The 25,419-nt window shown below is 42.3% G+C and carries 20 protein-coding genes; 11 read left to right on the top strand and 9 right to left on the bottom strand.

Annotated features, from left to right (window positions below; translation table 11 throughout):
- The first annotated feature begins 89 nt into the window (after positions 1-89).
- Entirely contained in the window at positions 90-2,606 is a 2,517-nt protein-coding gene (locus SJY38_RS13200; RefSeq protein ID WP_286744760.1) for a penicillin-binding protein 1A, read from the top strand.
- A gap of 55 nt (positions 2,607-2,661) precedes the next feature.
- On the opposite strand, the gene metL is transcribed toward SJY38_RS13200, so the two are convergent.
- Together metL and metB are read right to left on the bottom strand one after the other, a co-directional pair.
- The gene (gene metL, locus SJY38_RS13205; RefSeq protein ID WP_286744761.1) at positions 2,662-5,007 is read right to left on the bottom strand and encodes a bifunctional aspartate kinase/homoserine dehydrogenase II; all 2,346 of its coding nucleotides are present in this window, start codon (positions 5,005-5,007) and stop codon (positions 2,662-2,664) included.
- Positions 5,008-5,013: 6 nt separating this feature from the next.
- Positions 5,014-6,261, bottom strand: coding sequence for a cystathionine gamma-synthase (gene metB, locus SJY38_RS13210; RefSeq protein WP_286744762.1), 1,248 nt, complete (start codon positions 6,259-6,261; stop codon positions 5,014-5,016).
- A gap of 268 nt (positions 6,262-6,529) precedes the next feature.
- On the opposite strand from metB, the gene metJ reads away from it, so the two are divergent.
- Positions 6,530-6,850: a met regulon transcriptional regulator MetJ gene (gene metJ, locus SJY38_RS13215; protein ID WP_004589341.1), complete on the top strand. Its 321-nt coding sequence runs from the start codon at positions 6,530-6,532 to the stop codon at positions 6,848-6,850.
- 62 nt (positions 6,851-6,912) lie between these two features.
- On the opposite strand, the gene SJY38_RS13220 is transcribed toward metJ, so the two are convergent.
- Both SJY38_RS13220 and rpmE read right to left on the bottom strand, forming a co-directional pair.
- Positions 6,913-8,154: a malic enzyme-like NAD(P)-binding protein gene (locus tag SJY38_RS13220; RefSeq protein WP_377109953.1), complete on the bottom strand. Its 1,242-nt coding sequence runs from the start codon at positions 8,152-8,154 to the stop codon at positions 6,913-6,915.
- A gap of 520 nt (positions 8,155-8,674) precedes the next feature.
- Positions 8,675-8,890, bottom strand: coding sequence for a 50S ribosomal protein L31 (gene rpmE, locus SJY38_RS13225; protein ID WP_004589339.1), 216 nt, complete (start codon positions 8,888-8,890; stop codon positions 8,675-8,677).
- Between the two features lie 232 nt (positions 8,891-9,122).
- Here rpmE and priA point away from each other — a divergent pair, with 232 nt between their 5' ends.
- The 5 genes from priA to SJY38_RS13250 all read left to right on the top strand — a co-directional run bounded on the left by priA (position 9,123) and on the right by SJY38_RS13250 (position 14,223).
- Positions 9,123-11,309 carry a primosomal protein N' gene (gene priA, locus SJY38_RS13230; RefSeq protein WP_288422240.1) on the top strand — a complete coding sequence of 729 codons (2,187 nt, stop codon included), beginning with the start codon at positions 9,123-9,125 and terminating at the stop codon, positions 11,307-11,309.
- Positions 11,310-11,320: 11 nt separating this feature from the next.
- Positions 11,321-11,848, top strand: coding sequence for an SPOR domain-containing protein (locus SJY38_RS13235; protein WP_377109954.1), 528 nt, complete (start codon positions 11,321-11,323; stop codon positions 11,846-11,848).
- Between the two features lie 79 nt (positions 11,849-11,927).
- Positions 11,928-12,446, top strand: a complete 519-nt coding sequence (gene hslV, locus SJY38_RS13240; protein WP_004589336.1) for an ATP-dependent protease subunit HslV — start codon at positions 11,928-11,930, stop codon at positions 12,444-12,446.
- Positions 12,447-12,457: 11 nt separating this feature from the next.
- A complete protein-coding gene (hslU, locus tag SJY38_RS13245) occupies positions 12,458-13,786 on the top strand; it encodes an HslU--HslV peptidase ATPase subunit (protein WP_004589335.1) in 1,329 nt (442 codons plus the stop codon).
- 62 nt (positions 13,787-13,848) lie between these two features.
- A complete protein-coding gene (locus SJY38_RS13250) occupies positions 13,849-14,223 on the top strand; it encodes a gamma-butyrobetaine hydroxylase-like domain-containing protein (RefSeq protein WP_377109955.1) in 375 nt (124 codons plus the stop codon).
- A gap of 31 nt (positions 14,224-14,254) precedes the next feature.
- Here SJY38_RS13250 and SJY38_RS13255 read toward each other — a convergent pair whose 3' ends face one another.
- The 3 genes from SJY38_RS13255 to SJY38_RS13265 form a co-directional block, all read right to left on the bottom strand.
- Positions 14,255-16,135 (bottom strand): methyl-accepting chemotaxis protein, encoded by a 1,881-nt coding sequence (locus SJY38_RS13255; RefSeq protein ID WP_377109956.1) that lies wholly within the window; start codon positions 16,133-16,135, stop codon positions 14,255-14,257.
- A gap of 89 nt (positions 16,136-16,224) precedes the next feature.
- Positions 16,225-17,262, bottom strand: a complete 1,038-nt coding sequence (locus SJY38_RS13260) for an MJ1255/VC2487 family glycosyltransferase (protein WP_377109958.1) — start codon at positions 17,260-17,262, stop codon at positions 16,225-16,227.
- Positions 17,259-17,798, bottom strand: a complete 540-nt coding sequence (locus SJY38_RS13265; RefSeq protein ID WP_064386266.1) for a phosphatase PAP2 family protein — start codon at positions 17,796-17,798, stop codon at positions 17,259-17,261. The genes SJY38_RS13260 and SJY38_RS13265 overlap by 4 nt, the downstream gene beginning before the upstream one ends.
- Positions 17,799-18,000: 202 nt before the next feature.
- Here SJY38_RS13265 and rraA point away from each other — a divergent pair, with 202 nt between their 5' ends.
- Together rraA and SJY38_RS13275 are read left to right on the top strand one after the other, a co-directional pair.
- Entirely contained in the window at positions 18,001-18,498 is a 498-nt protein-coding gene (gene rraA / locus SJY38_RS13270) for a ribonuclease E activity regulator RraA (protein WP_004589330.1), read from the top strand.
- Positions 18,499-18,574: 76 nt separating this feature from the next.
- Positions 18,575-19,627 carry a formimidoylglutamase gene (locus tag SJY38_RS13275; protein ID WP_377109959.1) on the top strand — a complete coding sequence of 351 codons (1,053 nt, stop codon included), beginning with the start codon at positions 18,575-18,577 and terminating at the stop codon, positions 19,625-19,627.
- A 196-nt stretch (positions 19,628-19,823) separates the two neighbouring features.
- Here SJY38_RS13275 and SJY38_RS13280 read toward each other — a convergent pair whose 3' ends face one another.
- Both SJY38_RS13280 and hutI read right to left on the bottom strand, forming a co-directional pair.
- Positions 19,824-21,488: an EAL domain-containing protein gene (locus SJY38_RS13280; RefSeq protein WP_377110218.1), complete on the bottom strand. Its 1,665-nt coding sequence runs from the start codon at positions 21,486-21,488 to the stop codon at positions 19,824-19,826.
- A gap of 122 nt (positions 21,489-21,610) precedes the next feature.
- The gene (hutI, locus tag SJY38_RS13285; protein WP_377109961.1) at positions 21,611-22,858 is read right to left on the bottom strand and encodes an imidazolonepropionase; all 1,248 of its coding nucleotides are present in this window, start codon (positions 22,856-22,858) and stop codon (positions 21,611-21,613) included.
- Between the two features lie 111 nt (positions 22,859-22,969).
- Here hutI and hutC point away from each other — a divergent pair, with 111 nt between their 5' ends.
- A complete protein-coding gene (gene hutC, locus SJY38_RS13290) occupies positions 22,970-23,677 on the top strand; it encodes a histidine utilization repressor (protein WP_024032172.1) in 708 nt (235 codons plus the stop codon).
- A gap of 67 nt (positions 23,678-23,744) precedes the next feature.
- On the top strand, positions 23,745-25,418 hold the full coding sequence (gene hutU, locus SJY38_RS13295) for a urocanate hydratase (protein WP_377109962.1): 1,674 nt from the start codon (positions 23,745-23,747) through the stop codon (positions 25,416-25,418).
- Position 25,419: the final 1 nt, after the last annotated feature.

The raw sequence follows: 25,419 nt of genomic DNA on the forward strand, positions 1-25,419 counted from the left end.
TTTTTTTAGTAAAAAATATTATTCATTTTTTAATCAATATATACTAGCAGTCTAAACTCGCAATTGGGAGTCCATTTAGGGAAATATAAGTGATTTTATTAAAACGAACATTACAATTTTTTATCATTTGCACGTTATTTGGTCTGATCACTTTAATCAGCCTTTATTATTACGTTAAACCTGATATCCCCAGTGTGCAAGTTTTAAAAGACGTGCAATTACAAACCCCTATGCAAGTCTTTACAAAAGATGGACTCTTAATTAATCAATTTGGTGAAAAACGCCGCATCCCCATCACTATAGACGAAATTCCCCAGCCTTTAATTGATGCTTTTTTAGCAACAGAAGACAACCGTTTTTATGACCATATTGGTATAGACCCTATTGGTATTGTCCGCTCTGCTATTGTGTTAATTTCAACAGGTGAGAAAAAACAGGGCGCGAGTACCATTACTATGCAGCTTGCTCGTAACTTCTTTTTAACACGAGAAAAAGCGTATATTCGTAAAGTTAAAGAGATTTTTATAGCTCTACATATTGAAAGTGTATTAACAAAAGACGAAATTCTTGAGCTGTATCTTAATAAAATAGAACTAGGTAATCGTGCATTTGGTATTGGGGCTGCTGCTCAAGTTTACTATGGTAAAGAGCTAAAAGACCTCACTCTTGCACAAATGGCAATGATTGCCGGTTTACCTAAAGCCCCTTCGGCGCTTAACCCAATTCGTAACCCAATTAGAGCTAAAGCACGTCGTAATGTAGTGCTTGGTCGCTTACTTACTGAAAACTATATTACGCAACAGCAATACAACGATGCGGCTAACCAGCCTATCACTGCTTATTTTCACGGTGCCGAGATAGACCTTTACGCCCCTTATATCTCTGAGATGGTTCGTGCTGAGATGGTTGAGCGCTACGGTGTAGAAAAAGCATATAACTCTGGCTTTAAAATATTTACCTCTGTGGAGTCTAAAGTTCAAAAGGCTGCGCAAACAGCTTTAGTTAATAATTTACATAACTATGATATGCGTCATGGCTTTCGTGGGCCTGTAGACGTGTTGTGGGATCCAGAAACACAGCCTGCCTTAAGTGAGCAGCAAATTATAGAAAAGCTAAAACCTGTTAAAGAAATAGCTGATTTGCATGCTGGCGTGGTGTTAAATGTGGCAGAGAAAACCGCTGACGTTATTTTAAAAAATGGCCAGCGCACCACACTTGATTGGGATAATTTAAAATGGGCGCGCAAATACATTACTCGCTACCGCCAAAGTTTTGCCCCTAAAGCCGCTACTGACATTCTTACCCCTGGCATGCAAATATGGCTGCGTAAAAATGACGACGACAGTTACCTACTAAGCCAAATACCAGAAGCTGCCAGTGCACTTGTTTCACTCGACCCACAAGATGGTCGTATTAAAGCTATAGTAGGCGGTTACAGTTTTGAGCAAAGCCAATACAACCGAGCGGTACAAGCTAAACGCCAAGTTGGCTCTAATATTAAACCCTTTATTTATTCTGCTGCGCTCGAAAATGGCTATACATTGGCCTCTATTTTAAACGACGCGCCAATAAACCAGTGGGATAAAAGTTTAGGTGTAGCGTGGCGACCAAAAAACAGCCCAGCAGTTTATAATGGCCCTATACGTATTCGCCGTGCACTTGCACAATCTAAAAACGTTATTTCTGTGCGCTTACTTCGCGGTGTAGGGTTACAACGCACCGCCGATCACTTGCTTAAGTTTGGTTTTAAAGATGCTGATATTAACCGCAGTGAATCGTTAGCATTAGGGAGTGCATCAATCACGCCATTAGAACTTGCTCGCGGCATGAGCGCATTTGCTAATGGCGGTCACTTAATTGAACCTTACTTTATATCTGAAATTCAAGATGCTTATGGCAATGTACTATTTAAAGCAAACCCGGCTCTTGCTTGCGATGAAGACGAGCTATTACCCGTCTCTCAAGCAGTGGATAGCTTTGCCAACAATAACCTAGATACCGACATAACAGATGATACAGCCACGCAACCACGTTGTGCACCACGTGTTATTTCAAAGCAAAATGCTTTTTTAATTGCTGAAGCAATGCACAGCGCAGTATGGGGTGGCGGTAGCTGGACCCATAAAACAGGCTGGAGCGGGACAGGTTGGCGTGCGCAAGCATTAGATAGACGCGATCTATCGGGTAAAACAGGCACAACCAATGACTCTGTTGATACTTGGTTTAGCGGCTTTAACCGCAATGTAGTAACGTCTGTATGGGTTGGTTTTGACAACCCAGGTAACTCGTTAGGGCGCTCCACCTATAATAACAACCTAGATAGCAGCCAAATCTCTGGTGCTGAATCGGGCGCCAAAACGGCACAGCCTGCTTGGGTTGATTTTATGAAAGTGGCGCTTGAGGGCACACCAGAGGCGCCAATAGAGCCTCCTGAAGGACTAGTTTCAATTCGTATCGATTTAAAAACAGGTTTGTTAAGTCATAAAAACGACTACACCAGTCGCTTTGAGTATTTTGAAAAAGGCACTGCGCCTACAAAATATGTACTGTCTCAGCCAACTGATATTTTTGAAGAAGATACAAAAACAGAAGAAGAGTTATTCTAAAAACAAAAACGGCAGCTTACACAAGCTGCCGTTTTACTATTAATATTTGCCTGCGCTATTTTAGGTTTTTAACTAACCAATATAAATCAGAGTGCACGCCCGCGGCGGTCACTTCTTTGCCTGCCCCAGGGCCTTGTATTACTAAGGCGTTTTCGTTGTACCACTGGCTATTAATAACAAAGATATTATCGCCTGGTGTTAAGTTAGCTAAGGCGTCCCCTTTAGGCGCGTAAGTTATACCTACCTTCGCCGATACTTTACCCTGCTCTAATGCCAATAAACCGGTATACCTAAGTACAGCATCTTGCGCATTTGCCGCATCGGCATGGTGTTTAATAAAGGCATTTAGCTTATCTTTATTCACTAAAAAGTCATCCCATGAACCTTGGGCTAGCTCATCAGGCATTAATGCTTGTAAGCTTATATCATTTAAATCTAATTCAATGCCAAGCTCGCGTGCAAGTATCAGCAATTTACGTTGCATATCGCGGCCCGATAAATCCTCGCGAGGATCAGGCTCTGTAAAGCCCATTTTTTGCGCTTCAAGAACAAGGTCAGAAAATGCCACACTGCCATCGTACCTACTGCATAGCCACGAGAGTGTGCCCGAGAAAACACCTTCAATACGGGTAATTTTATCGCCACTATTTTGTAAATCGGCCAACGCAAAGTTAATCGGCAACCCTGCCCCAACACTGGTGTTGTAGCGCCAATGCAAATTACGCTCGCTAATACTTTGGCGCAGCGCGTTATACCAATTAGATGCAGCAGTGCCCGCGTACTTGTTAGCACTTATTAAATGGCAGTCTCGCTCTACAAAGTCGGTGTATAATTGGCTAAATTGCTCGCTTGCCGTTATATCAACAACAACTTTGTGCTCGTAATCAAGTTCGTTTAATACACTTAATAAATCCGCCTGCTCATAAGCAACGGCATTATGCTGCCATTGTTTTTTCCACTGTCCGAGTGTAATACCCGAGGCATTAAATAGCATATGCTGCGAGCGAATTAAGCCAACTAGCTTAATACTATAGTCGTCCGACAATCGTTTAAATTGAGCATCTAGCTGACTTAAAAATTCATCGCCTACATTACCTAAGCCAGCCACAACCAGGGCAACTTCTTGGCCTTTATTAATTAATTTTTCGTGCAATAAACTAAGTACATCGCTTTCTATTAACTGATCAGTTAACAGCAATGTATAGCCTGTATCTTGATGAATAAAACGAGGGTGAATACTTTGCTGATTTAAAACCTCAGCCGCTAATGTACTTAGTGTGTAAACATCTTGCGTAGGCGCAACCACCGCGCAGCCATTTAAATTAGACTCGCTGATATTTGCTCGCCCAGCAAAATAACTCACTACTTGATGCGTTGCACCCGCGGGCACAACTAAGTATGTATCGCCGTTGTGTATAAAATGATGAAGGCTGTGCTGAATAAGCTGGCTAACATGCGCCACTTCTCCCGCGTTAAGGCCTTCAACGAGCAGTAAATCAACGTTTTGTAATGTAGTAATAAAACGTTTTTGCTTAGCTTTGCCTTGTTTTACAATATCGGTAGGAGCAGTTTGCACATCAAAACTACTACGTACAGCCAGTTTAATATTACTGTTTTTTAAAGGCGAAAGCGTTTTAGCATGTAACACAGGGTTACCCAATCGAGCTAATAAGTTAGCTTGTTCACGGCACACCTTGTTGTACTTAATCGCCTTTTCAACTTTACGTGGGTCGGCACTAAATACCCCTGGCGTATCAGTCCAAATACATACATTTTGTGCGTCGCAATAATTGGCTAATAAGGTGGCGCTGTAATCACTGCCATTGCGCCCAAGCGTAACTGTTTTACCATCAGCACTTGCTGCGATAAACCCTGTTACTACGTTAATTTTATTTGCATCAATAACTTGGCTGCATTGCTGTTTGTTTTGCGCATGCAAAAGCTCCCCGCTTGTTACACTAAACAGCGCTCTAGCATCATGAGCACACGCTTGAATGTTTAATTGCGTTAAATAGGCTGCTAATAATCGCGCAGACCACAGCTCCCCATGCGCCAGTAAGGCCGCCTCTTGTAACTGCTGCTTGCTGGCTTGCTCCGCTACATCACTTAGCTCTTGCGCTAACACAGCTAAAGCCGTGTGTTTAGCATCGGCTTTTAATAACTCTTCAATTAATGCCGTTTGGTGATTGCTCAATTGCAGCAAAATATCAGCAACGGCTTGCTTATCTTGTTGTTGATAACTTTGCCACAGCGAAACCAATGTATCAGTGGTTTTACCCGCAGCAGATACAACCACGCAATCGCCAGGCTGTGTGTGGCCAATAATTATTTTTGTCACACTTTGATAGCGCTCGCCCGAGCTTAAGCTTGAGCCGCCAAATTTATGTACACTTTTTACCATACTCAATCACCACAAAGCTGGATGAGCAGCCTGCTGCTTTACATCACCATTGGCATTGCCTGCAGCTTTACCAACACGCCCTACATTTTTATTTTGACCAGGTTTAACTAAGTTAAATACACGTTCAAAATCAGCCAGTAGGTCTTCTACATCTTCAATACCGACCGAAATACGAATTAGCGTATCGCCCACACCCGCCTCTAAACGTGCTTGAGCTTCCATACCTGCGTGAGTCATGGTCGCAGGATGACAAATTAAACTCTCAACCCCACCTAACGATTCTGCTAAGCTAAATTCTTTAAGGCTCGTTAAAAACGCCGCTGCATCATTCACATCGCCTTTAATATCAAAACTAACCATACCACCAAACCCAAGCTGTTGGGCTTTAGCAAGCGCATGTTGAGGATGCGATTCAAGGCATGGGTAGTAAACTTGGCTAACATACTCAGAGCTTTCTAGGTATTTAGCAATTGCCAGGGCATTTTCTTGGTGCTGTTTTAAACGCACATTTAAAGTACGTAAACCACGTAACGTTAAATAGCTATCAAATGGTGCGCCGGTAATACCAATGTTATTGGCCCACCAAGCAAGCTCATCACCAAGCTCTTGTGTTGCAGCAACAACTGCACCGCCTACAACATCAGAATGGCCGTTTATATATTTAGTGGTTGAGTGCACAACAATATCTACGCCAAACTTAATTGGGTTTTGTAATGCCGGTGATAAAAAGGTGTTATCGGCGGCCACTAATGCACCGCACTGTTTTGCTATATCCGTCACGGCTTTAATATCCGTTAGGCGCAGCACAGGGTTACTTGGTGTTTCTATCCAAATTAATTTAGGTTTAATGGTTAAAATTTGTTCTAGGCTTTCTGCTTTAGTTAAATCAAGTACTTTAAGTTTAAGCAAGCCGCGCTTTTCTAACGACGTAAATAAACGGTAGCTGCCGCCATAACAATCGTGAGGAATAACCAATGTATCATCGTTATTTAATAACTGTGTGGCTAAGTGCACTGCTGCCATGCCCGTAGCAGTAATAATTCCGCGTGCGCCACCTTCAAGTTCTGCTAAAGTGTCAGCTAAAATATCGCGATTAGGATTACCACTGCGTCCATAGTCGTATGCGCGCTTAGTATCAAAATCGGCAAACGAATAAGTCGTCGATAAATAAATTGGCGGTACAACGGCGCCATGATGTTTATCGGCATCAACCCCATTTCGTACAGCAATGGTTGCTTTGTTTTTTTCGCTCATATTCGTCACCTGATTAATTTGGATGTTTAGACGTCTAAAAGAGTAAGTTATCCATTATAATAAGTCAAAGCATTTAAAGCTCTAGATGGCTAAAAATAACAGACGCGTAAAACTTCAATGAGGCTGTATTTACTATTACAGCCAGCTTATTAAGATAGATTGCTATCTATTATTTGACTATCTTTTTTAAAACGATAGAATTTCACGCATATTTACACGCTTTTTACGCCGTGTGAGAAATTAATAATCTGAGGCAACGATACATCTTATGGCTAAATGGAATGGTGAGTATATTCACCCATACGCAGAACACGGGAAAAAATCAGAGCAAGTTAAAAAGATCACCGTTTCGATCCCGCTAAATGTATTAAAAGTATTAACTGATGAGCGTACACGTCGTCAAATAAACAACCTGCGTCATGCAACAAATAGCGAGTTACTATGCGAAGCGTTTTTGCATGCCTTTACAGGCCAGCCATTACCTAATGATGATGACCTACGTAAAGATAACGCAGAAAAAGTACCCGAAGAAGTTAAAAAGATAATGCAAGAAATGGGTTTAGAAGTGCCTATTTTAGACGAAGAATAAAACGTCTTTTTTTAAAAAAAAACCTCAGCATGCTGAGGTTTTTTTTGTTTAAGCGCTATATATTACGCCATATAATTTTCCGGTAAGTCAATTTGTGCCACGCCCGATTCAACAGCAGCAATAGCAACCGCCTTGGCTATACGTGGTAATAAACGCGGGTCCATAGGTTTAGGAATAATGTAATCTGCACCAAATTCGAGCTTTTCTACACCCGCTGCTTTTAATACTTGCTCAGGCACTGGCTCTTTAGCAATACTACGAATAGCTTCGACAGCGGCTATTTTCATTTCATCGTTAATGGCGCTTGCACGTACATCAAGTGCACCACGGAAAATAAACGGGAAACATAAAACATTATTAACTTGGTTAGGGAAATCAGAACGCCCCGTTGCCATAATTAAGTCTTTACGTGCACTGTGCGCACGCTCAGGTGCAATTTCAGGATCTGGGTTTGAACATGCAAACACCACTGGCTTATCAGCCATTAGTTTTAGATCTTCAGGTGCAAGTAAGTTAGGACCCGATACACCTACAAACACATCAGCATCAGCAATTACATCTTGTAGAGTACGCTTATCTGTATTGTTAGCAAAAAGCTGTTTGTATTCGTTTAAGTCATCGCGGCGAGTATGAATAACCCCTTTGCGGTCTAGCATATAAATATGTTCGCGCAGTGCACCACACTTAATTAACAGCTCCATACAAGCAACCGCTGCAGCGCCTGCACCTAAACATACAATAATGGCATCTTCTATTGATTTGCCCTGCACTTCTAAGGCGTTAAGCATACCTGCCGCAGTTACAATAGCGGTACCGTGTTGGTCATCATGAAAAACCGGAATACTGCAACGCTCAATAAGTGCTTTTTCAATTTCAAAACACTCTGGCGCTTTAATATCTTCTAAGTTAATACCACCAAACGTGTCGGCAATATTAGCCACTGTATTTATAAAGTCTTCGGTGGTGCGATGCTTAACTTCAATATCAATAGAATCTAGGCCAGCAAAACGTTTAAATAAAAGCGCCTTACCTTCCATAACAGGTTTAGAGGCTAAAGGCCCCAAATTACCCAAACCTAAAATTGCCGTACCATTACTGATCACCGCAACCATATTACCTTTACCGGTATATTTATATGCATTGGCTGGGTCTGCTGCAATTTCGCGCACAGGCTCTGCAACACCAGGGCTGTATGCTAATGCTAAGTCTTGCACCGTTTCGGCTGGTTTTGTTAGCTCAATGCTGATTTTGCCTGGAACGGGGTGAGAGTGGTAGTGTAATGCTTGTTCACGAAAATCTGACATAACGCGATGGTATCCTGCAATTTAAGTTAAGTGAGAGGGAGTATGGGGCTAAGATACTCTTATTATTTTTAAATTCCAAGCAATATCAGGTCTATCCTGTTATATGCTATATCCGTTAATTTTAAGTGATTTATCAGCAACTTCGCTAAAAGTTATCAATATTAAACAAATAAAAATTCATTCAAAAAGTGCTTTTTGAGGTTCATTTTGCCCTGCCAATATTTTTGTAAAATAGCAGAATAGTAAAATAGTAAAATGCACCAATATGGCGCGTTTATCACCGTTAAAAACAAATATCGCCACGATAAGCACTTTTAGCAGCTTGGTTAAAAATTAACGTATAAAAAATATAGAGAAGAATTGAGAGTTTGTCTGCAAAGGTTTATGCATATTCAGAATAAGAACAGGAAATAGTTATGCACACGTAGTACGGCAACAATCGGTGATTTTTTAGTAAAAATGATGATTTTTAGACACAAAAAAAGCACCCGAAGGTGCTTTTTTTACTAAACAGCAATAATTACTTCTTGCTGCTAAGTGCACCGAAGCGCTTGTTGAAGCGATCAACACGGCCGCCAGTGTCTAAAATCTTTTGCTTACCAGTGTAAAACGGGTGACACGCAGAACATACGTCTAGGTGAATGTCTTTACAAAGAGTAGAACGAGTTTCGAATTTGTTTCCGCATGAACATGTTGCAGAAATTGCTTCGTACTTAGGGTGAATACCTTCTTTCATAGGAACCTCTAGTTAAGGCCGCATCGCTCTCCAAACCCGAAGTCTGGCACCATACGTCGTTAAAACAAATTTATAGGCCGCGGATTTTATCCAACTAGCTTGCCCCGCACAAGCTTTAATTACGCTTTTTGCCAAAAAAGTAACCAACCAGCGCTACCGCATCCATTTGTATGTAGGTTTTTAGCCTTATTTTTAGTACATTAAGCTATTACCCTTTATCACATGAGTTGTTATGCGTTTTGTTGAAGTTGCTATTAAAGTTCCGTTACCACGCACCTTTGATTATAAAATAGATGAACAACTCATCTCGCCCTCGGCGCCTATTGTGCCAGGGATGCGTGTTTTAGTACCCTTTGGCAATCAAAAGAAAGTAGCGGTTGTTCTTGCTCTTAAAACGCATACCGACGTGCCAGAGAACAAAATTAAAGCGGTTACTGAGGTTATTGACCAAACCCCTATTTTATCATCACAGCATTTAGAACTGCTTAGCTTTACTGCACGCTATTATTGCTACCCGCTCGGCGAAACCATACACATTGCGCTGCCAGGTGCGCTTCGCCAAGGTGAAAACCCAGATAAAACCAGCATTAACATGATTAGCCTTACCGAAAAAGGCGCAAAGGTTCCATCGTTAAAAGCGAAAACTCAGCTAAATTTATTAAAGCAACTCGCGCAATCGGGTAAGTCGTCGATAACCGAGCTAAAAGCGCTCGGCTTTAGTAAAAAAACAATAGATGCCTTAATAGATAAAGAGCTTGTAACCCAAAGCATTGAGCATGATAATCAATGGCAAAGCGTTGCGCCCACAGTCGGCACCAAGCCAGTACTAAATAAAGAGCAAGCCGTAGCGTGCACTACAATAAATCAAAGTGTTGGCTTTAAGAGCTTTTTATTAGAAGGTGTGACAGGCAGTGGTAAAACCGAAGTGTATTTACAATGCCTAGAAGAAGTCCTTAAACGTGGCGAGCAAGCCTTAGTGCTGGTGCCTGAAATAGGCTTAACGCCACAAACTGTTAACCGATTTCGTCGTCGCTTTCCCGATACGCCAATTATGCTATGGCACTCAGCCCTAACCGATAACGAACGCTTGCAAACATGGCGTTTTTGCGAAAAAGGCAGCTGCGCAATTGTAATAGGTACCCGTTCGAGTATTTTTCTACCTTTTTTAAAGTTAGGAATGATAGTGGTTGATGAAGAGCATGACTCTTCATTTAAACAGCAGGATACCTTACGCTACCACGCACGCGATTTAGCCGCTTATCGGGCATTTCAGCACAAAATACCGCTTATTTTAGGCAGTGCCACCCCTGCGCTCGAAACACTGCACAAAGCTATAAACAACAAATACCAACTTTTAAGCCTTACAGAGCGCGCACAAACTGCGACCGATAATCAGTTTATGTTGCTTGATATGAAAGGCCAGCCCGACCAAGCGGGTATTGCACACGCAAGTCTTGCCACTATGCGCCAACATTTAAACCGTGGTAAGCAAGTTATGGTGTTTTTAAATCGTCGTGGCTTTTCTCCTACGCTAATTTGTCACGAATGCGGTTGGCTGAGTGAGTGTAATCGCTGCAGCACCAGCGCAACCTTTCATAAAGCCATTGGCCAAATGATTTGCCACCACTGTGGGGAGCAACACCCGGTACCTCACCAATGTCCTGATTGCGGTAGCACACAAATTTTTCCTAACGGTAAAGGCACCGAACAAATTGAAGAATTTTTATCGAGTGAATTCCCCGATACACCCGTAACCCGCATCGACCGCGATTCAACCCGCCGTAAAGGGAGCCTAGAAAAAGCCTTAGAGGAGATAAACCAAGGCGGGGCGCGTATTTTAGTGGGCACACAAATGTTGGCTAAAGGTCATCATTTTGCCGATGTTAGCTTAGTGCTTATTTTAGATGTAGATAGCGGCTTGTACTCGTGCGATTTTAGAGCCACAGAGCATTTAGCCCAGCTGGTAACTCAAGTTGCTGGGCGCGCGGGTCGCTCTGGCGAACCAGGCCAAGTATTACTGCAAACCCACTTTCCTGAACATCCTTTATTGCAAGACTTAGTAAACAATGGCTACCAAGATTTTGCCCGTTTTGCTTTAAGTGAGCGTGATGATGCCGACCTTCCACCCATTACCAATATGGCTATAGTTAGAGCACAAGGGCACAGTATTAAGCTCGTTGTCGATTTTTTGACGGATTTGGTTCCTGTTAACGGTGTATCTGGTATACAATTGCTCGGTCCAATTCCTGCCCCACTAGAAAGAGTGGCGGGTATGTACCGGTTTCAATTGCATATTCAAGCGCAAGACCGCAAAGTATTGCATCAGTATCTTGCGCAAATGGTCGACTATTTAAGCACCAGCAAACTTGCACAAAAAGTGCGTTGGAGCCTTGATGTTGACCCTATAGACATGATTTAGGTTAAAGCCAAATGGCACAGCACGATTATATTAATAAAAAACCAGCGGGTAGAAAAAACACCAAGCAAGCCCCTGCTAAAAAACCATTTCCTATACTTTTAGTTGTTATTACTGTTTTGCTTGTAGGCGGCTTTGCTTACGGCTTATGGTTTATTAAAAATAACGCCGACCCTGAGCTTGTTGAGCAGCAGGCGCCCCCTAAAACAGCTGAAAAAGTAGAAATAGCTAAACCTCGCGCCCCTAAGTTCATTGAAGAAATTAAAGAGCACGAGATCCAAGTTGAAGTAAGAGAAATTGAGCAAAAAGGCCCCTATGTTATGCAGTGTGGGTCGTTTAGAACACACGCACAAGCCGAAACCCTCAAAGCTAAAATTGCCTTTGCGGGCTTAATTTCTGAAATTAAAAAGACCACAGGTACTAATGGTGTTTGGTATAAAGTGCGTTTAGGCCCTTATAAAACAAAGCGCCAAGCCGAAAGCGACAAAAACAAACTCAAGCGAGTGCATGTTGTTAGCTGCGGAATTTGGGGCTGGACTTGAAATTAGTCCATTCACCCATATAACCTCATCATAATCGTTTTTTACAAGCTGCCCCCGCAGCTTGATGATGAGGAATAACATGACCACTATCGTAAGTGTACGCCGCGACAATAAAGTAGTAATTGGTGGCGACGGCCAAGTTTCACTTGGTAATACCGTAATGAAGGGCAACGCCCGTAAAGTTCGACGCCTTTATAATGGCAAAGTAATTGCTGGTTTTGCCGGCGGTACTGCTGATGCCTTTACCCTTTTCGAACGCTTTGAAAGCAAACTAGAAATGCACCAAGGTAACCTCACTAAAGCCGCTGTAGAAATGGCCAAAGACTGGCGTAGCGACAGAGCTTTACGCAAGCTTGAGGCACTCCTTGCGGTTGCAGATGAAACTGCTTCACTAATTATCACCGGTAATGGTGATGTAGTGCAGCCAGAAAACGATTTAATTGCCATTGGTAGCGGTGGTAACTTTGCTCAATCAGCAGCCACTGCCCTATTAGAAAACACCGATTTAAGCGCTCGCGATATCGTAGAAAAAAGCCTGACCATTGCTGGCAACATCTGTGTATTTACCAACAACTTCCAAACAATCGAAGAATTATAATAGGACCCATTATGTCTGCTATGACCCCAAGAGAAATTGTACACGAGTTAGATCAGCATATTATTGGTCAAGCTAATGCTAAAAAAGCCGTGGCTATTGCCCTGCGTAATCGCTGGCGCCGTATGCAACTAAACGATGACTTACGCAGCGAAGTAACCCCTAAAAACATTTTAATGATTGGCCCAACCGGTGTCGGTAAAACTGAAATTGCCCGCCGTTTAGCTAAACTCGCTAATGCGCCTTTTATTAAAGTAGAGGCGACTAAATTTACTGAAGTGGGTTATGTTGGTAAAGAAGTAGAGACTATCATTCGCGATTTAGTTGATGTGTCAATTAAAATGACCCGCGAGCAACAAACTAAAAAGTTTAAACACCGCGCAGAAGAAGCAGCAGAAGAGCGTATTTTAGATGCACTTTTACCACCGGCTAAAGATCAATACGGTGAAACGCAGCGCGATGACAACTCATCTACTCGTCAAACATTCCGTAAAAAATTACGCGAAGGTCAGCTTGATGATAAAGAAATAGAAATAGATTTAGCACAAGCACAGCCAAACGTAGAGATTATGGCGCCTCCTGGTATGGAAGATATGACCAACCAGTTGCAAAGTATGTTCCAAAACATGGGTGGCGACAAACGTACTAAGCGTAAGTTAAAAATTAAAGAAGCCTTTAAGTTATTAACCGAAGAAGAAGCCGCTAAATTAGTTAACCCTGAAGAGCTAAAAGAGCAGGCTATTTTTGCAGTAGAGCAAAACGGCATTGTGTTTATTGATGAAATAGACAAAATTTGTAAGCGTGGCGATTCGTCAGGCCCAGATGTTAGCCGTGAAGGTGTACAACGCGACCTACTTCCACTAATTGAAGGCTCAACCGTTAATACTAAGCACGGTATGGTGAAAACCGACCACATGCTATTTATTGCATCGGGTGCGTTCCAAATGGCTAAACCATCAGACATGATCCCTGAGCTACAAGGTCGTTTACCTATTCGTGTAGAGCTTGAAGCACTAAGTGCTAATGACTTTAAACGAATTCTTACCGAGCCACATGCTTCCCTTACTGAGCAGCAACGTGAATTGCTTAAAACTGAGCAAGTAAATGTTGAGTTTAACGATGATGCAATAGAGCGCATTGCTAAAGCCGCTTGGCAGGTAAACGAGAAAACCGAAAACATTGGTGCTCGTCGCTTACATACGGTAATGGAAAAGCTAATGGAAGAAATTTCATACGATGCATCTGAACAAGCAGGCTCTACCCTTACTATTGATGCCGCTTATGTAGAAAAACATTTAGGCGCATTAGTTGAAGATGAAGATTTAAGCCGCTTTATTTTATAAGGTAGGCAAAAATACTATACTAAAAGCCTCCATATTGGGGGCTTTTTAATGGGACATATAAAATGAAACACGTAACAAAAGTGCATTATCATAGCGTGAGTAAAAACCTAGATGTTTACTTTGATGATGACAGTATGGCTGTATTTAGCTGCGAGTTTTTACGCGTTCACTCTCCCTCGGCCGAAGTGCAAGGGCATGGTGCAGAGCCAATGAAGTTGGTACTTAATAAACAACATGTTGGTATAAAAAAGATTGTACCGGTGGGGCATTACGCACTGAGGTTAGACTTTGATGATGGTCATAACAGCGGGCTATTTAGCTGGAGCTACTTTGAAACACTACAAGCGCAGCACGAAACCTTGTGGGATAAATACCAAGCGCGTTTTGCCGAGCACGAACAAAACAAAGATAGCGTACCAATAAAGTTTGTTCCCTAAACCTTATTGGCTTTTTAAACGCTACACTGTATTACACTTTAAACTTATCAATAGCCGCAAATAATACGCGCGCTTGTTCAGAGACTTCTTCACTGGTTTGCGCATTATTAACTGCATGCTCAGAGGCATCTTGGGCAATGTCTCTAATGCGTACTACATTTTTGTTCACCTCTGATGCCACCTGACTTTGCTCATCAATAGCAACGGCAATTTGAGTGCTCATTTCCATTATGGTTTGCACATCTTCGGTAATAGCACCGAGTAAATCACCCGCTTTAATAGCTTGTGAAGCACTTTCATCACCTTGCGAGCGACATTGATGCATAATACTTACTACCTCTTGCGTGCGCTGCTGAAGCGTATTAATAATGCCTTCAATTTCACTGGTAGACTCTTGTGTACGTTGCGCAAGCGAGCGTACTTCATCCGCCACAACAGCAAAGCCTCGCCCTTGCTCACCAGCACGAGCGGCTTCTATCGCGGCATTCAATGCAAGTAAATTGGTTTGCTCTGCAATGCCTCTGATTACATCGAGCACTGAGCCTATGGTTTCACCGTCTTTTTCAAGTTGCGATACCACACTTGATGCGTTACCTAACGACGAAGATAAATCGCGTATGTGCTTAACCGTAGAGTCTACTTCATTACGCCCTTGCTGCGCGCTTAGATTGGTTGACTCTGCTTTTTTAGCAGCAGCTTCGGTATTATGAGAAATATCTTGAATCGTTGCCTGCATTTGCGTAGCCGCAGTGGCAACCATATCCGCCTCATGTAACTGCTCTTGCATGCCTGAACTTGTTGCAGAGGTACTTTCAGATAAGTGCTCTGTTGCCACATTTAACGTATTAAGCGCGGTATTCACTTCGTTTATGAGGTTTTTAAAATCGCCTATTAAACTATTAAAGTCCGAGGTCATAATGGTAACTTCATCATTACCTGTTTGCTCTATCATTACGCTTAAGTCGTTATTACGGCGTATGTCGTTTATGGTGTGATATACCCGCTCAATAGGCACAATAATCGAGTGGCTAGTAAAGTACACCAGCGCCAACACTATAATGCCCGAAATAACAAATACAACGATGGCAATAAACTGCGCTTGGTCAACGCTTTTCTCGACTACCAGCTTAGTTGACTCAACAATTTGACCAACAACCTGATTGCTTTTTTCTGCGTTAATACGCATAACCCCTAGTGCACCAGAGTCTAAATCTAGCCCTAATTGCGTTTGTGCCTTTACAAGATTTTGAAAAGCGCTTTGGTACGTATCTATTAAAGGGCTTATTTGCGACTTATAACTACTTTGCAAATCAGCTTGGGTAATTTTTTGTTTAAACGTACTAATAAGTTCGTTAAAGCGAGTTAAGTATTTTGCATCAAAGCGCAGCATAAAATCTTTCTCAGCGCGTCGCAGCTGTAGCATTGCCGATAAAAGCTCAAAGTTATCTTGCTCTTTTAATAGCACCTCAACTTCGTGCACTGCATTTCTGAGCTTGCCATATAACCCATCTTTAGGGTTTAAACCTATCTGTTGCTGTAACCTAACAACCTCTGAAAAATTGTTGTTGTAGTTAGTAATAAGCGTATGAAAATGCTCAATTTGCGCTGTGGTAATGCCCTGCTGTTGCATTACCTCTTGCAGCTTTTTGATTTTAGTGCTTAGCTGTTTAAAATCCTTATCAAATGATGTAAGTGCTTCCTGCTGCTTGTAAAAAAGAAAGTTTTTTTCATGCTTTCTAAGCTCTAGTGCATGTACGTTGAGCTCTTCTGCAAGCTGAATTGTTTTATTCAGATTGAGTGTTACGCGTGACTCATAAATTATCACACACAACAAAATGACCATTGCCAGACCGACTACCACTGCATTAAGTTGCAAACGCCTTTTAATGGTTAAGTTTTGTAAAAAATTCATTGAAAACACCTATATTTAATATGCACTAATAGTGTAGTACGTTCTGGCGCTTTATATTGAATTTTTTATTAACTTTTTATACATATAACTCATGCTTTTAGATTAACATTCCCCCATAAATCTTTATGCAATGAGTGAGTGTCATGCCACTGTTTATTAAGTAGCCATTTAACCAAAGGGGCAGGATCACTGGGAAAATTAATTTGTTTGTTTTGCGGGGCACTATTCCAATCATCCAGTGCTTGCGGGTTTAAATAATTCATTACATGGGCCATTTTCATCGCCCGCAATGTTTGTGCATTTGCATCTTGTTCAAACTGACCATCAAGAGGTTTAAGTAATAATTTTTTCCCAAGCTTTAAGGCCTCACTTGCCAGCTCAAAGCCTGCATTACCAATTACGCCACTGGTATTTGCTAAGTCGTTTAAAAACCCCGCTCGTGAAGGAGTGCGCAAATGAATATGCCCAAGGGATTTATCCTGCGCATGTGGGTGGTAACAGTAAAACTCTTTTTCTGGGAAGTCCTTTAAATAATCAATAATGTTGTCGAGGTTCTCAAAGGGTAAATACACCAGCACTTTATTCATAACGGCGACAGGATTGCCATGGTCATGGTTTGCAATAAAGGGCGGTATAATATTATCTGCAAAGGGCTGCCAATGTACGCCTAAATAGGTGTTTGCTGGCGCGTAGTGCTTAATGAGAGATTTTCTAAATAAACCACGGCCAAACATAGGCACACTATTAGATAAAAAAGCCGCCTGGTGACTAATACCGACTACAGGCACGCCAGCGCGCTTTGCAGCCCAAGCTGAAATAGGCTCAAAGTCATTTAAGACAAAATCGTATTTTTTTACATTAAATGATTTTATATCGTTAACTAACTTACACACTCGGGCATTTTTTAATGTTTGATAGCTTTTTACTTGGCCGTTTTTAGTGCTAAACGATAAACCTCGAAACGTTTTGTAATCAGCAAAGTCCTGCATATCAAAGTAGTCTTTTTCAGGGCGTCCTGAAAAAACGTAATCTACATCTATACCTAACTCTTTAAAACAACTTGCCATAACACGGGCGCGCGTAATGTGGCCATTACCTGTGCCTTGTATGCCGTATAATATCTTCATACAGGCACCACCAAAGCCAGCGCAAATAAACCACATGAACTGCCAATAACAGCGCCTATTATTATATCTGCCGGAAAATGTACGCCTAATACTACGCGAGAGACCGCCACCCCCGATGCCCAACTAAACCAAAGCCACGCATACTCTGCAAAAAAGTGACTCAATATTACCGCAACTAAAAATGCTGCTGCACTGTGTCCCGAAGGCAAACTAAATTTGTCACTAGGCACAATATACGCATTACTGACTAAGCAATCGCAGGGGCGGATTCGGCCAAAGCTACGTTTTGCTAAAAAATAAATAGGCCTTTCAATTGCAAACCCCAGTAACACCGATATTGGCAATAACTGATGCTGATCATTGGCACTTAACCACCAAATGGCACCACACATAAGTAAATATAAACCACCATTACCACTTTTAGATAAACCAAGCGCAGCCGTTTTCAGCCATTTGGGTGAATTATAATTAAACAGAGTTAAAAAGAGTTGTTCATCCATTTGAGCCATTTTTTTAAGCACGTTATTGTCGTTCATTATTTACCCTTAGCTGCACAATATATAACCATAGTTAAAGCTTAGTGGCAGAAAATAACAATTGAGTGACGCTTTTAAGACACTATTGTTGCCATTTCTAATTTCGGCATTTTTTGAATAAATTTACTGCTATTAAGTCGTTGTTATTGCATATAAGGAGGGTATACTGAGGGTAACTTATGTACCCTTTGAGGATAAAATAATGGATTACAGCACTTCTGACTTATGTGACTTTTTTGCCGATGTGGTTGACGTGCTTGAACCGATGTTCATCAACTTTGGTGGTCGACACACGTTTGGCGGCCGAATTAAAACGGTTAAATGTTTTGAAAATAATGAACTGATCCGTGAAATACTCTCACAAGACGGTACTGATCAAGTACTACTTATCGATGGTGGTGGCTCAACACGACGCGCCCTTATCGACATTGAACTTGCAGAGCTTGCGCTTGATAACAACTGGAACGGCATTATTGTATTTGGTGCTGTGCGTCATGTAGATGAGTTAGAAGAAATTGATTTAGGTATTCAAGCGATTGCATCAATTCCTGTGGCCGCCGACAGCGAAGGCGCTGGTGAAGATGGCATTGGCGTTAACTTTGCTGGTGTGTCGTTTTTTGATGACGATTTTATCTATGCAGATAGTACTGGCATTGTATTATCAGCAGAAGAACTTGAACTAGAAGTTATCGAAGAATAAAGTAACAAGCAGTGCTCAACAGAGCACTGCTTACGCCATCAGAATAATTTTTGCTGCTCAATACGGATTCAACACAGTGCACCCTACCTTAAAAGTGTATGATGAAAACGCCGTTAAACCCTATTGCTCCACACGCGTTAACGAAACAAAAACCTGGCAGTCTGCTGCCCTATTAGACACCCATGTAAATGTACAACAAGCCCTTAACGATGCAGCGCAATTTGGTATTCGCTACGTATTAATTGGTATATGTGAAGATATAGGCCCTCGCGCTAACTTAGGCAATGGCGGCTCACACCAAGCTTGGCCCGCTTTTTTACAATACTTTTTGAACCAACCAGTTAACCAGTTTAACGCGACCCAGCAGGTATTGCTGTTAGGCGAAATTGACGTTGATGATGTAATGGCGCAAGCGCAAGGCTTAAATAACCAGCATCCTGAAGAGCTGGCTCAACTACGCAAACTATGCGCAACAATAGATGAGCGTGTAGAGGCGGTATTAACGCTTATATTTAATGCGGGCCTTGAGCCTATTATTATCGGCGGTGGGCACAATAATAGCTTTGGCATACTCAGTGCTTTAAGCAAACATAGTGGGGCTTCAGTTAACGCTATAAATTTTGATCCCCATGCCGATTTACGGCCTTGCGAAGGTCGCCACAGCGGCAATGGTTTTAGCTATGCTTTGAGGAACAATTCATTGCAGCAATATCATATTATTGGCCTGCATGAGCAAAAAAATAACCAAGCCATTTTTGACTTAATCGCGCAAAATCAATGTAGTTTTCACAGCTATCAAGCTATTAATATACGCCGAGAAATATCACTAACCGATGCCGTACAGCACGCCTTAGCAGCGTTTAATAATGCGCCACTTGGTATTGAACTCGACTTAGACAGTATTTCATTTTTACCGGCCAGCGCGTATACATGCTGCGGCTTTAGCGTTAGTGATGCTGAGCATTATGTGTATTTAACAGCAAAACACAGCACTGCCCGCTACCTACATTTGTGTGAAGCTGCACCGCTAAATCACCCAGCTGGGTTAACAGCAGGTATGCAAAGCTGTGGGCAAATTATTAGTGCATTAGTTAATGCCTACTTACATGCAAAAACGCGTTACTTGTAATTAGCTTAATTAATCGCTGCATTTTTTAAGGGCGCAGAATTGCCTTACTAGCTTAGCTAAAATGGTGAGTTAATTGAGCTTACTATTGGCAGGTGTATAACTCACTTTTGCACGCTATACGCTCATAAGTGAGTAATTCTATCGCAGCTAATTGCAGAATTTTCCTTACAAAATAATTATTGCAGCTTGGCAAAACTTATTGAGTTTGGTGAGCCTGCCACTGCTTTAGCCAACTCATTAAGCCAATGCTGCTTAACGGGTGGCCAAAATAATAACCTTGTGCTGCGTGCGCTTTTAAACTTTTTACAAACTTTAATTGGTCTAAGGTTTCAACGCCCTCAAAAATAACCTTGGTATTTTGTTGGTTATGCATTTCAACCATACCGCCTACTAGGCTGCGAATATTATTTTGATTGCTAAAATCTGCAGTAAGCGATGGCGCCACCTTAATGTATTCAACAGCTAGATTTGGCAGCTTAGAAAGAACAATGGGGTTATCGCCTAGCCCATCAACGCATATTTTTAAACCTATATTATTTAATCGGGCAATCATCGCACGGCCCTTATTATCTAAATCTGTGAATATATGCAGCGGGCATTCAACAATTAAATCTCCGTGCTGTAAGTTGTGCTCACTCACCACACTATCTACAAACTCAACAAACTCTTCGTTAAGCATTTCGGGGCCAAATAAGTTAATGCTCAGCGGTATAGCAATTCCCTCGATGCGAAGTGCCATGGCAAGCTCTGCAGCTCGCTCTATAACAAATTTAGCCAGTGGGTAAGCTAAACCCGCAATATGAATATCATCAATAAATCGGTGGGCAGATAAAATACCTTGTTGAGGGTGCTGCCAACGCAACAGAAGTTCTAAAAACTCAATTTGGCCGTCGTCATTGCGGATAATAGGCTGAAAATAAAGTTCAAGCTCGCTTACAAAATCAATATTAGCCAGCTCTTTTAAACGGGCTTGCTGCTCAAGTTGCTCAACCATCATTTGTTGATGGTACACAACCACTGCTTTTTTAGGCTGACTATCAAGGGCTAAGTATGCACACGATACTAAGTTATCAAAGTTAGCGTCTTGCTCATCGCAATTAACGTAACTCGCCCTTGCTTTTACCTCTACGGTACAATTAGCGACGTTAAACGGCTTAAGTGTTGCGCCAATAATTTGCTCAATGATGTGCTCATGGCTATGTTTGTGCACAGCTAAGCTGCAAATAAAGGCAAAGTTAAGACCCCCTAAATGCGCCAACTTTTCTTGGCCACCTAAATCAATCACATTGTCGTTATTTAGTAAGCCTTTTATTCTGTTGGCCGATTGTGCCAAAAGCAAATCACCAAAATCTCTGCCTATGTGCTGATTAACTTGCTCAAACCCTTCTAGACGAACAATCACCAGTGCTGCTTCTAGCTGTTTTTCTTTACTCCAGCTGTAATAACCCTGGCGTAACTGCTGTTTATCTGCAAATGCAGCAAGAGGAGAGTCATCTTGGTACGGTTCAGGCTCATTAATATTATGCGAATCTTCAACTTTGGGCTCTTCTTCCTCGCTCATTAGCCCTACAACCGCTAGCAGAATAATAGCCACCACCACCCAAAATAGGGGCACGTCCATGAGTAAATGCGCTGAAAACAACACCACAAATAGCAACCCTGAAACGGCGCTTGTGATAATCATGCTCCAACTATTACGCTCAAACGCTTGCCATAAATGAAAGCAAAAACCAAAAGCGAGCAATATTGCTAACCAAGCAGCCCCGCTACTTAAAATGGCTAAACCGACAACGCCTGTACATAAGTAACTAAATTTAATACTGGTATTTTTAACCGCAAATAACGTAGCGACCATCGCCATTAACAGCGCGCCGCTAAAAAATATTGGAAAGTTACTGTCAGTCAAAATACTCAAGCTTACGCCACTCCATTAGCAATAAAATTTAATAAAAGCATGTTAAATATGGACAAAAATAATACAAACTAATTAATTCTACCCAAAATCCATAGATTTAACAGTTTATTTACGCCAAATTGGTAACTTAATTGTGCAGGGTGACTTATTTGCCAATGTGCAATATCAGCCCTTGCACCAACCTTTAGCACGCCTCTGTCTTTTAAACCTAGTGCCTGCGCTGCATTGCGGGTTACTCCCGCAAGGGCCTGCTCAGGGGTGAGCCTAAATAAAGTACATGCCATGTTCATCATTAATTGCACAGAACATAAAGGCGATGTTCCTGGGTTAAAGTCACTGGCAATAGCAATAGGCACATTGTATTTTTGCAGCAAATCGATGGGAGGAAGCTGTGTTTCTCGTAAAAAATAAAAAGCCCCAGGTAATAAAACAGCCACAGTGCCAGCCTCTGCCATGGCTTTTACGCCGTTTTCATCAAGGAACTCAATATGATCAGCTGAAAGGCCTTTATATTCAGCCACCAGCTGTGCGCCCTGCTGATTAGAAAGCTGCTCAGCATGGCATTTTACCGGCAAGTTATGTTTTGTAGCTGCATCAAACACTTGTTTTGTTTGTGCAAGACTAAAGCCTACATTTTCACAAAATACATCCACAGCATCGGCAAGGTTATTAGCCACTACCTGCTCAAGCATCTGCGTACATACTAAATCAATGTATTCATCTGCACGGCCTTTGTATTCAGGGGGTAGCGCATGTGCACCTAAAAACGTGGTTTTAATATCAATAGGATGATGCTCATTAAGCAAACGCGCCACTTCTAAAATTTTTATTTCGTTTTCAACATCAAGCCCGTATCCCGACTTTATCTCAGCAGTCGTTACGCCCTCGGCAAGTAAAGTGTTTAAGCGATCTTTTGCATCAACAAATAACTGCTCATGATCTGCCGCGCGAGTGGCCTTAACGGTACTGGCTATACCCCCACCTTGTGCAGCTATTTGTTCATAGCTTACACCTTGTAAGCGCTGCTCAAATTCCTCAGCTCGTGAGCCTGCAAATATTAAATGTGTATGGCAATCAATAAGCCCAGGTGTTAACCATTGCCCTTTAATACTTAATGTAGGGGTAGCAAAGGCATCAAAACTGGGTAAGTTTGATTGCTCACCTAACCATACAATTTCGCCGTTTTTAATCGCCAGTGCCGCCTTTTCTATAGCCCCATAAGGTGCATCTATTGTGCTATCCATGGTTGCTATGTTGGCATCAGTTAATAATAAGTCGAGATCTTCTAAGGTGTAACCCGTTGTTTTATTTTGCATACTTAGCTCCCTAACGTGCTTAAAATACAGTCTAACAATACACCTTGTATATACAAGATAATTATGCCATCTTTATTAAATAGTTTATTTTAAGTACAGCTAATAATAGTAATGACCACACCTAAATTTGCACAAATTAAACAATTTATTGTCGATAAAATAAAAAATGGCGCATGGCAAGAAAACCAACGTGTCCCTTCAGAAAACGAGCTTAGCAGTCAATTTTCTGTAAGCCGTATGACCGCACGACGTGCACTGAGCGAATTAACAGATGCCGGTATTTTAACGCGCAGCCAAGGGTTAGGTACGTTTGTAGCCAGTTTTAAATCGCAGTCGTCACTACTTGAAATTAAAAACATAGCCGATGAAGTAAAAGAACGTAACGGGCAATACAGCTGTAGTGTGCAAGTGCTTGAATCAATCAATGCGGTAGCACCCATAGCCATTGCGCTTGGCGTTGAAGTAGATAGCGTGGTGTATCGCAGTGTGCTTGTACACAATGAGAACGACAAACCACTGCAAGTTGAAGAGCGATTTGTAAACCCAGCTTTAGCCGCAGGTTATTTACAACAAGACTTTAGCGCCCTCACCCCGCATGAATACTTATCGAGCGTAGCGCCGCTCACACAAGCGCGCCACACAGTGGAAGCGGTTATGCCCAACTCGCAAATGTGCCAATGGCTTAACCTGTATAACGAAGAACCCTGCTTACAGGTTATTCGTCGTACTTGGTCTACAAAAGGCATAGTGAGCTTTGCTCGCTTAGTATCACCGGGCAGTAAATACCGTTTGGGCGGGCACTTAACATTTAAAAAATAATAACAACGTAACGCTCAAGGGCGTTTTTTTGTAGCTGACCACCTTGTATATACAACAGGAGAAATTCATGAACAACCGGCTCGACACACACCGAGACATCCGCGCGCCTCATGGCGATAAAATTAGCGCTAAAAGTTGGCAAACAGAAGCCGCTAAACGCATGTTAATGAACAATTTAGACCCTGATGTGGCAGAGCACCCTCACGCGTTAGTGGTATATGGCGGTATTGGCCGTGCAGCAAGAGACTGGCCAAGCTTTGATAAAATAATTGAAACCCTTGATAGGCTCGAAAACGACGAAACCCTGCTTGTGCAATCGGGTAAGCCCGTGGGCGTATTTAAAACCCACGAAAACGCGCCGCGCGTTCTCATTGCTAATTCTAACCTGGTGCCACATTGGGCAAATTGGGAGCACTTTAATGAGCTCGATAAAAAAGGCTTAATGATGTATGGGCAAATGACCGCGGGCTCTTGGATTTATATTGGCTCACAAGGCATAGTGCAAGGCACTTACGAAACCTTTGTAGCAATGGCAAAACAACACTTTGGCGGTAATGCAAAAGGTAAATGGGTTTTAACAGCAGGCCTTGGCGGTATGGGAGGTGCGCAACCACTCGCCGCGACGATGGCAGGTTTTAGCGCATTAGTTGTGGAATGCGACGAAACCCGCATCGATTTTCGAATTAAAACCGGCTACGTTGATGTAAAAGCCACGACACTTGAGCACGCGCTTGAGCTAGTTACCGATGCTTGCATTAAAGGCAAGGCATTATCGGTAGGCTTATTAGGTAATGCTGCCGATATTTTTACTGCACTGGCAAACAGCAATATTACCCCTGATATAGTGACCGACCAAACCTCAGCGCACGACCCACTCAACGGCTACCTACCGCAAGGTTGGAACATGCAACATGCAGCAAAAATGCGTGAACAAAACCCACAGGCAGTGGTTAAAGCCGCTAAGCAATCTATGGCAGTGCAAGTAAACGCCATGCTAGCACTTCAAAAAGCCGGTGCTGCCACTACCGACTATGGCAATAACATTCGCCAAATGGCATTTGAAGAAGGCGTTACTAACGCGTTTGATTTTCCGGGCTTTGTGCCTGCTTATATCCGTCCGTTATTTTGTGAAGGAATTGGCCCATTTAGATGGGTTGCGCTTTCAGGCGACCCCGAAGACATTTATAAAACCGATGCAAAAGTGAAAGAGCTTATCCCAGAAGATACTCACTTACATAACTGGCTTGATATGGCGCGTGAGCGCATTCAATTTCAGGGTTTGCCTGCGCGTATATGCTGGGTAGGTTTAAAAAACCGGGCTCGCCTTGCACTGGCCTTTAACGACATGGTTAAAAATGGCGAGCTTAAAGCGCCGGTTGTAATTGGTCGCGATCATCTCGACTCTGGCTCTGTAGCAAGCCCCAACCGTGAAACCGAAAGTATGCAAGATGGCTCAGACGCCGTTTCTGATTGGCCGTTACTTAATGCTTTGCTTAATACTGCGGGTGGCGCAACGTGGGTGTCGCTGCACCATGGCGGCGGAGTGGGCATGGGCTTTAGCCAGCACGCAGGCGTGGTTATTGTTGCAGATGGTAGTGAACAAGCTGCGCAACGCATAGCTCGTGTGCTTTGGAACGACCCTGCTACCGGCGTTATGCGCCATGCTGATGCAGGCTACGATATTGCAAAAAATTGCGCGCAAGAGCACCACCTAGATCTCCCTATGCTAAACAAGGAATAGT

Origin of the sequence: Pseudoalteromonas sp. R86517, assembly GCF_042466295.1 — a bacterium.
In the GTDB taxonomy this organism is placed as follows: domain Bacteria; phylum Pseudomonadota; class Gammaproteobacteria; order Enterobacterales; family Alteromonadaceae; genus Pseudoalteromonas; species Pseudoalteromonas atlantica.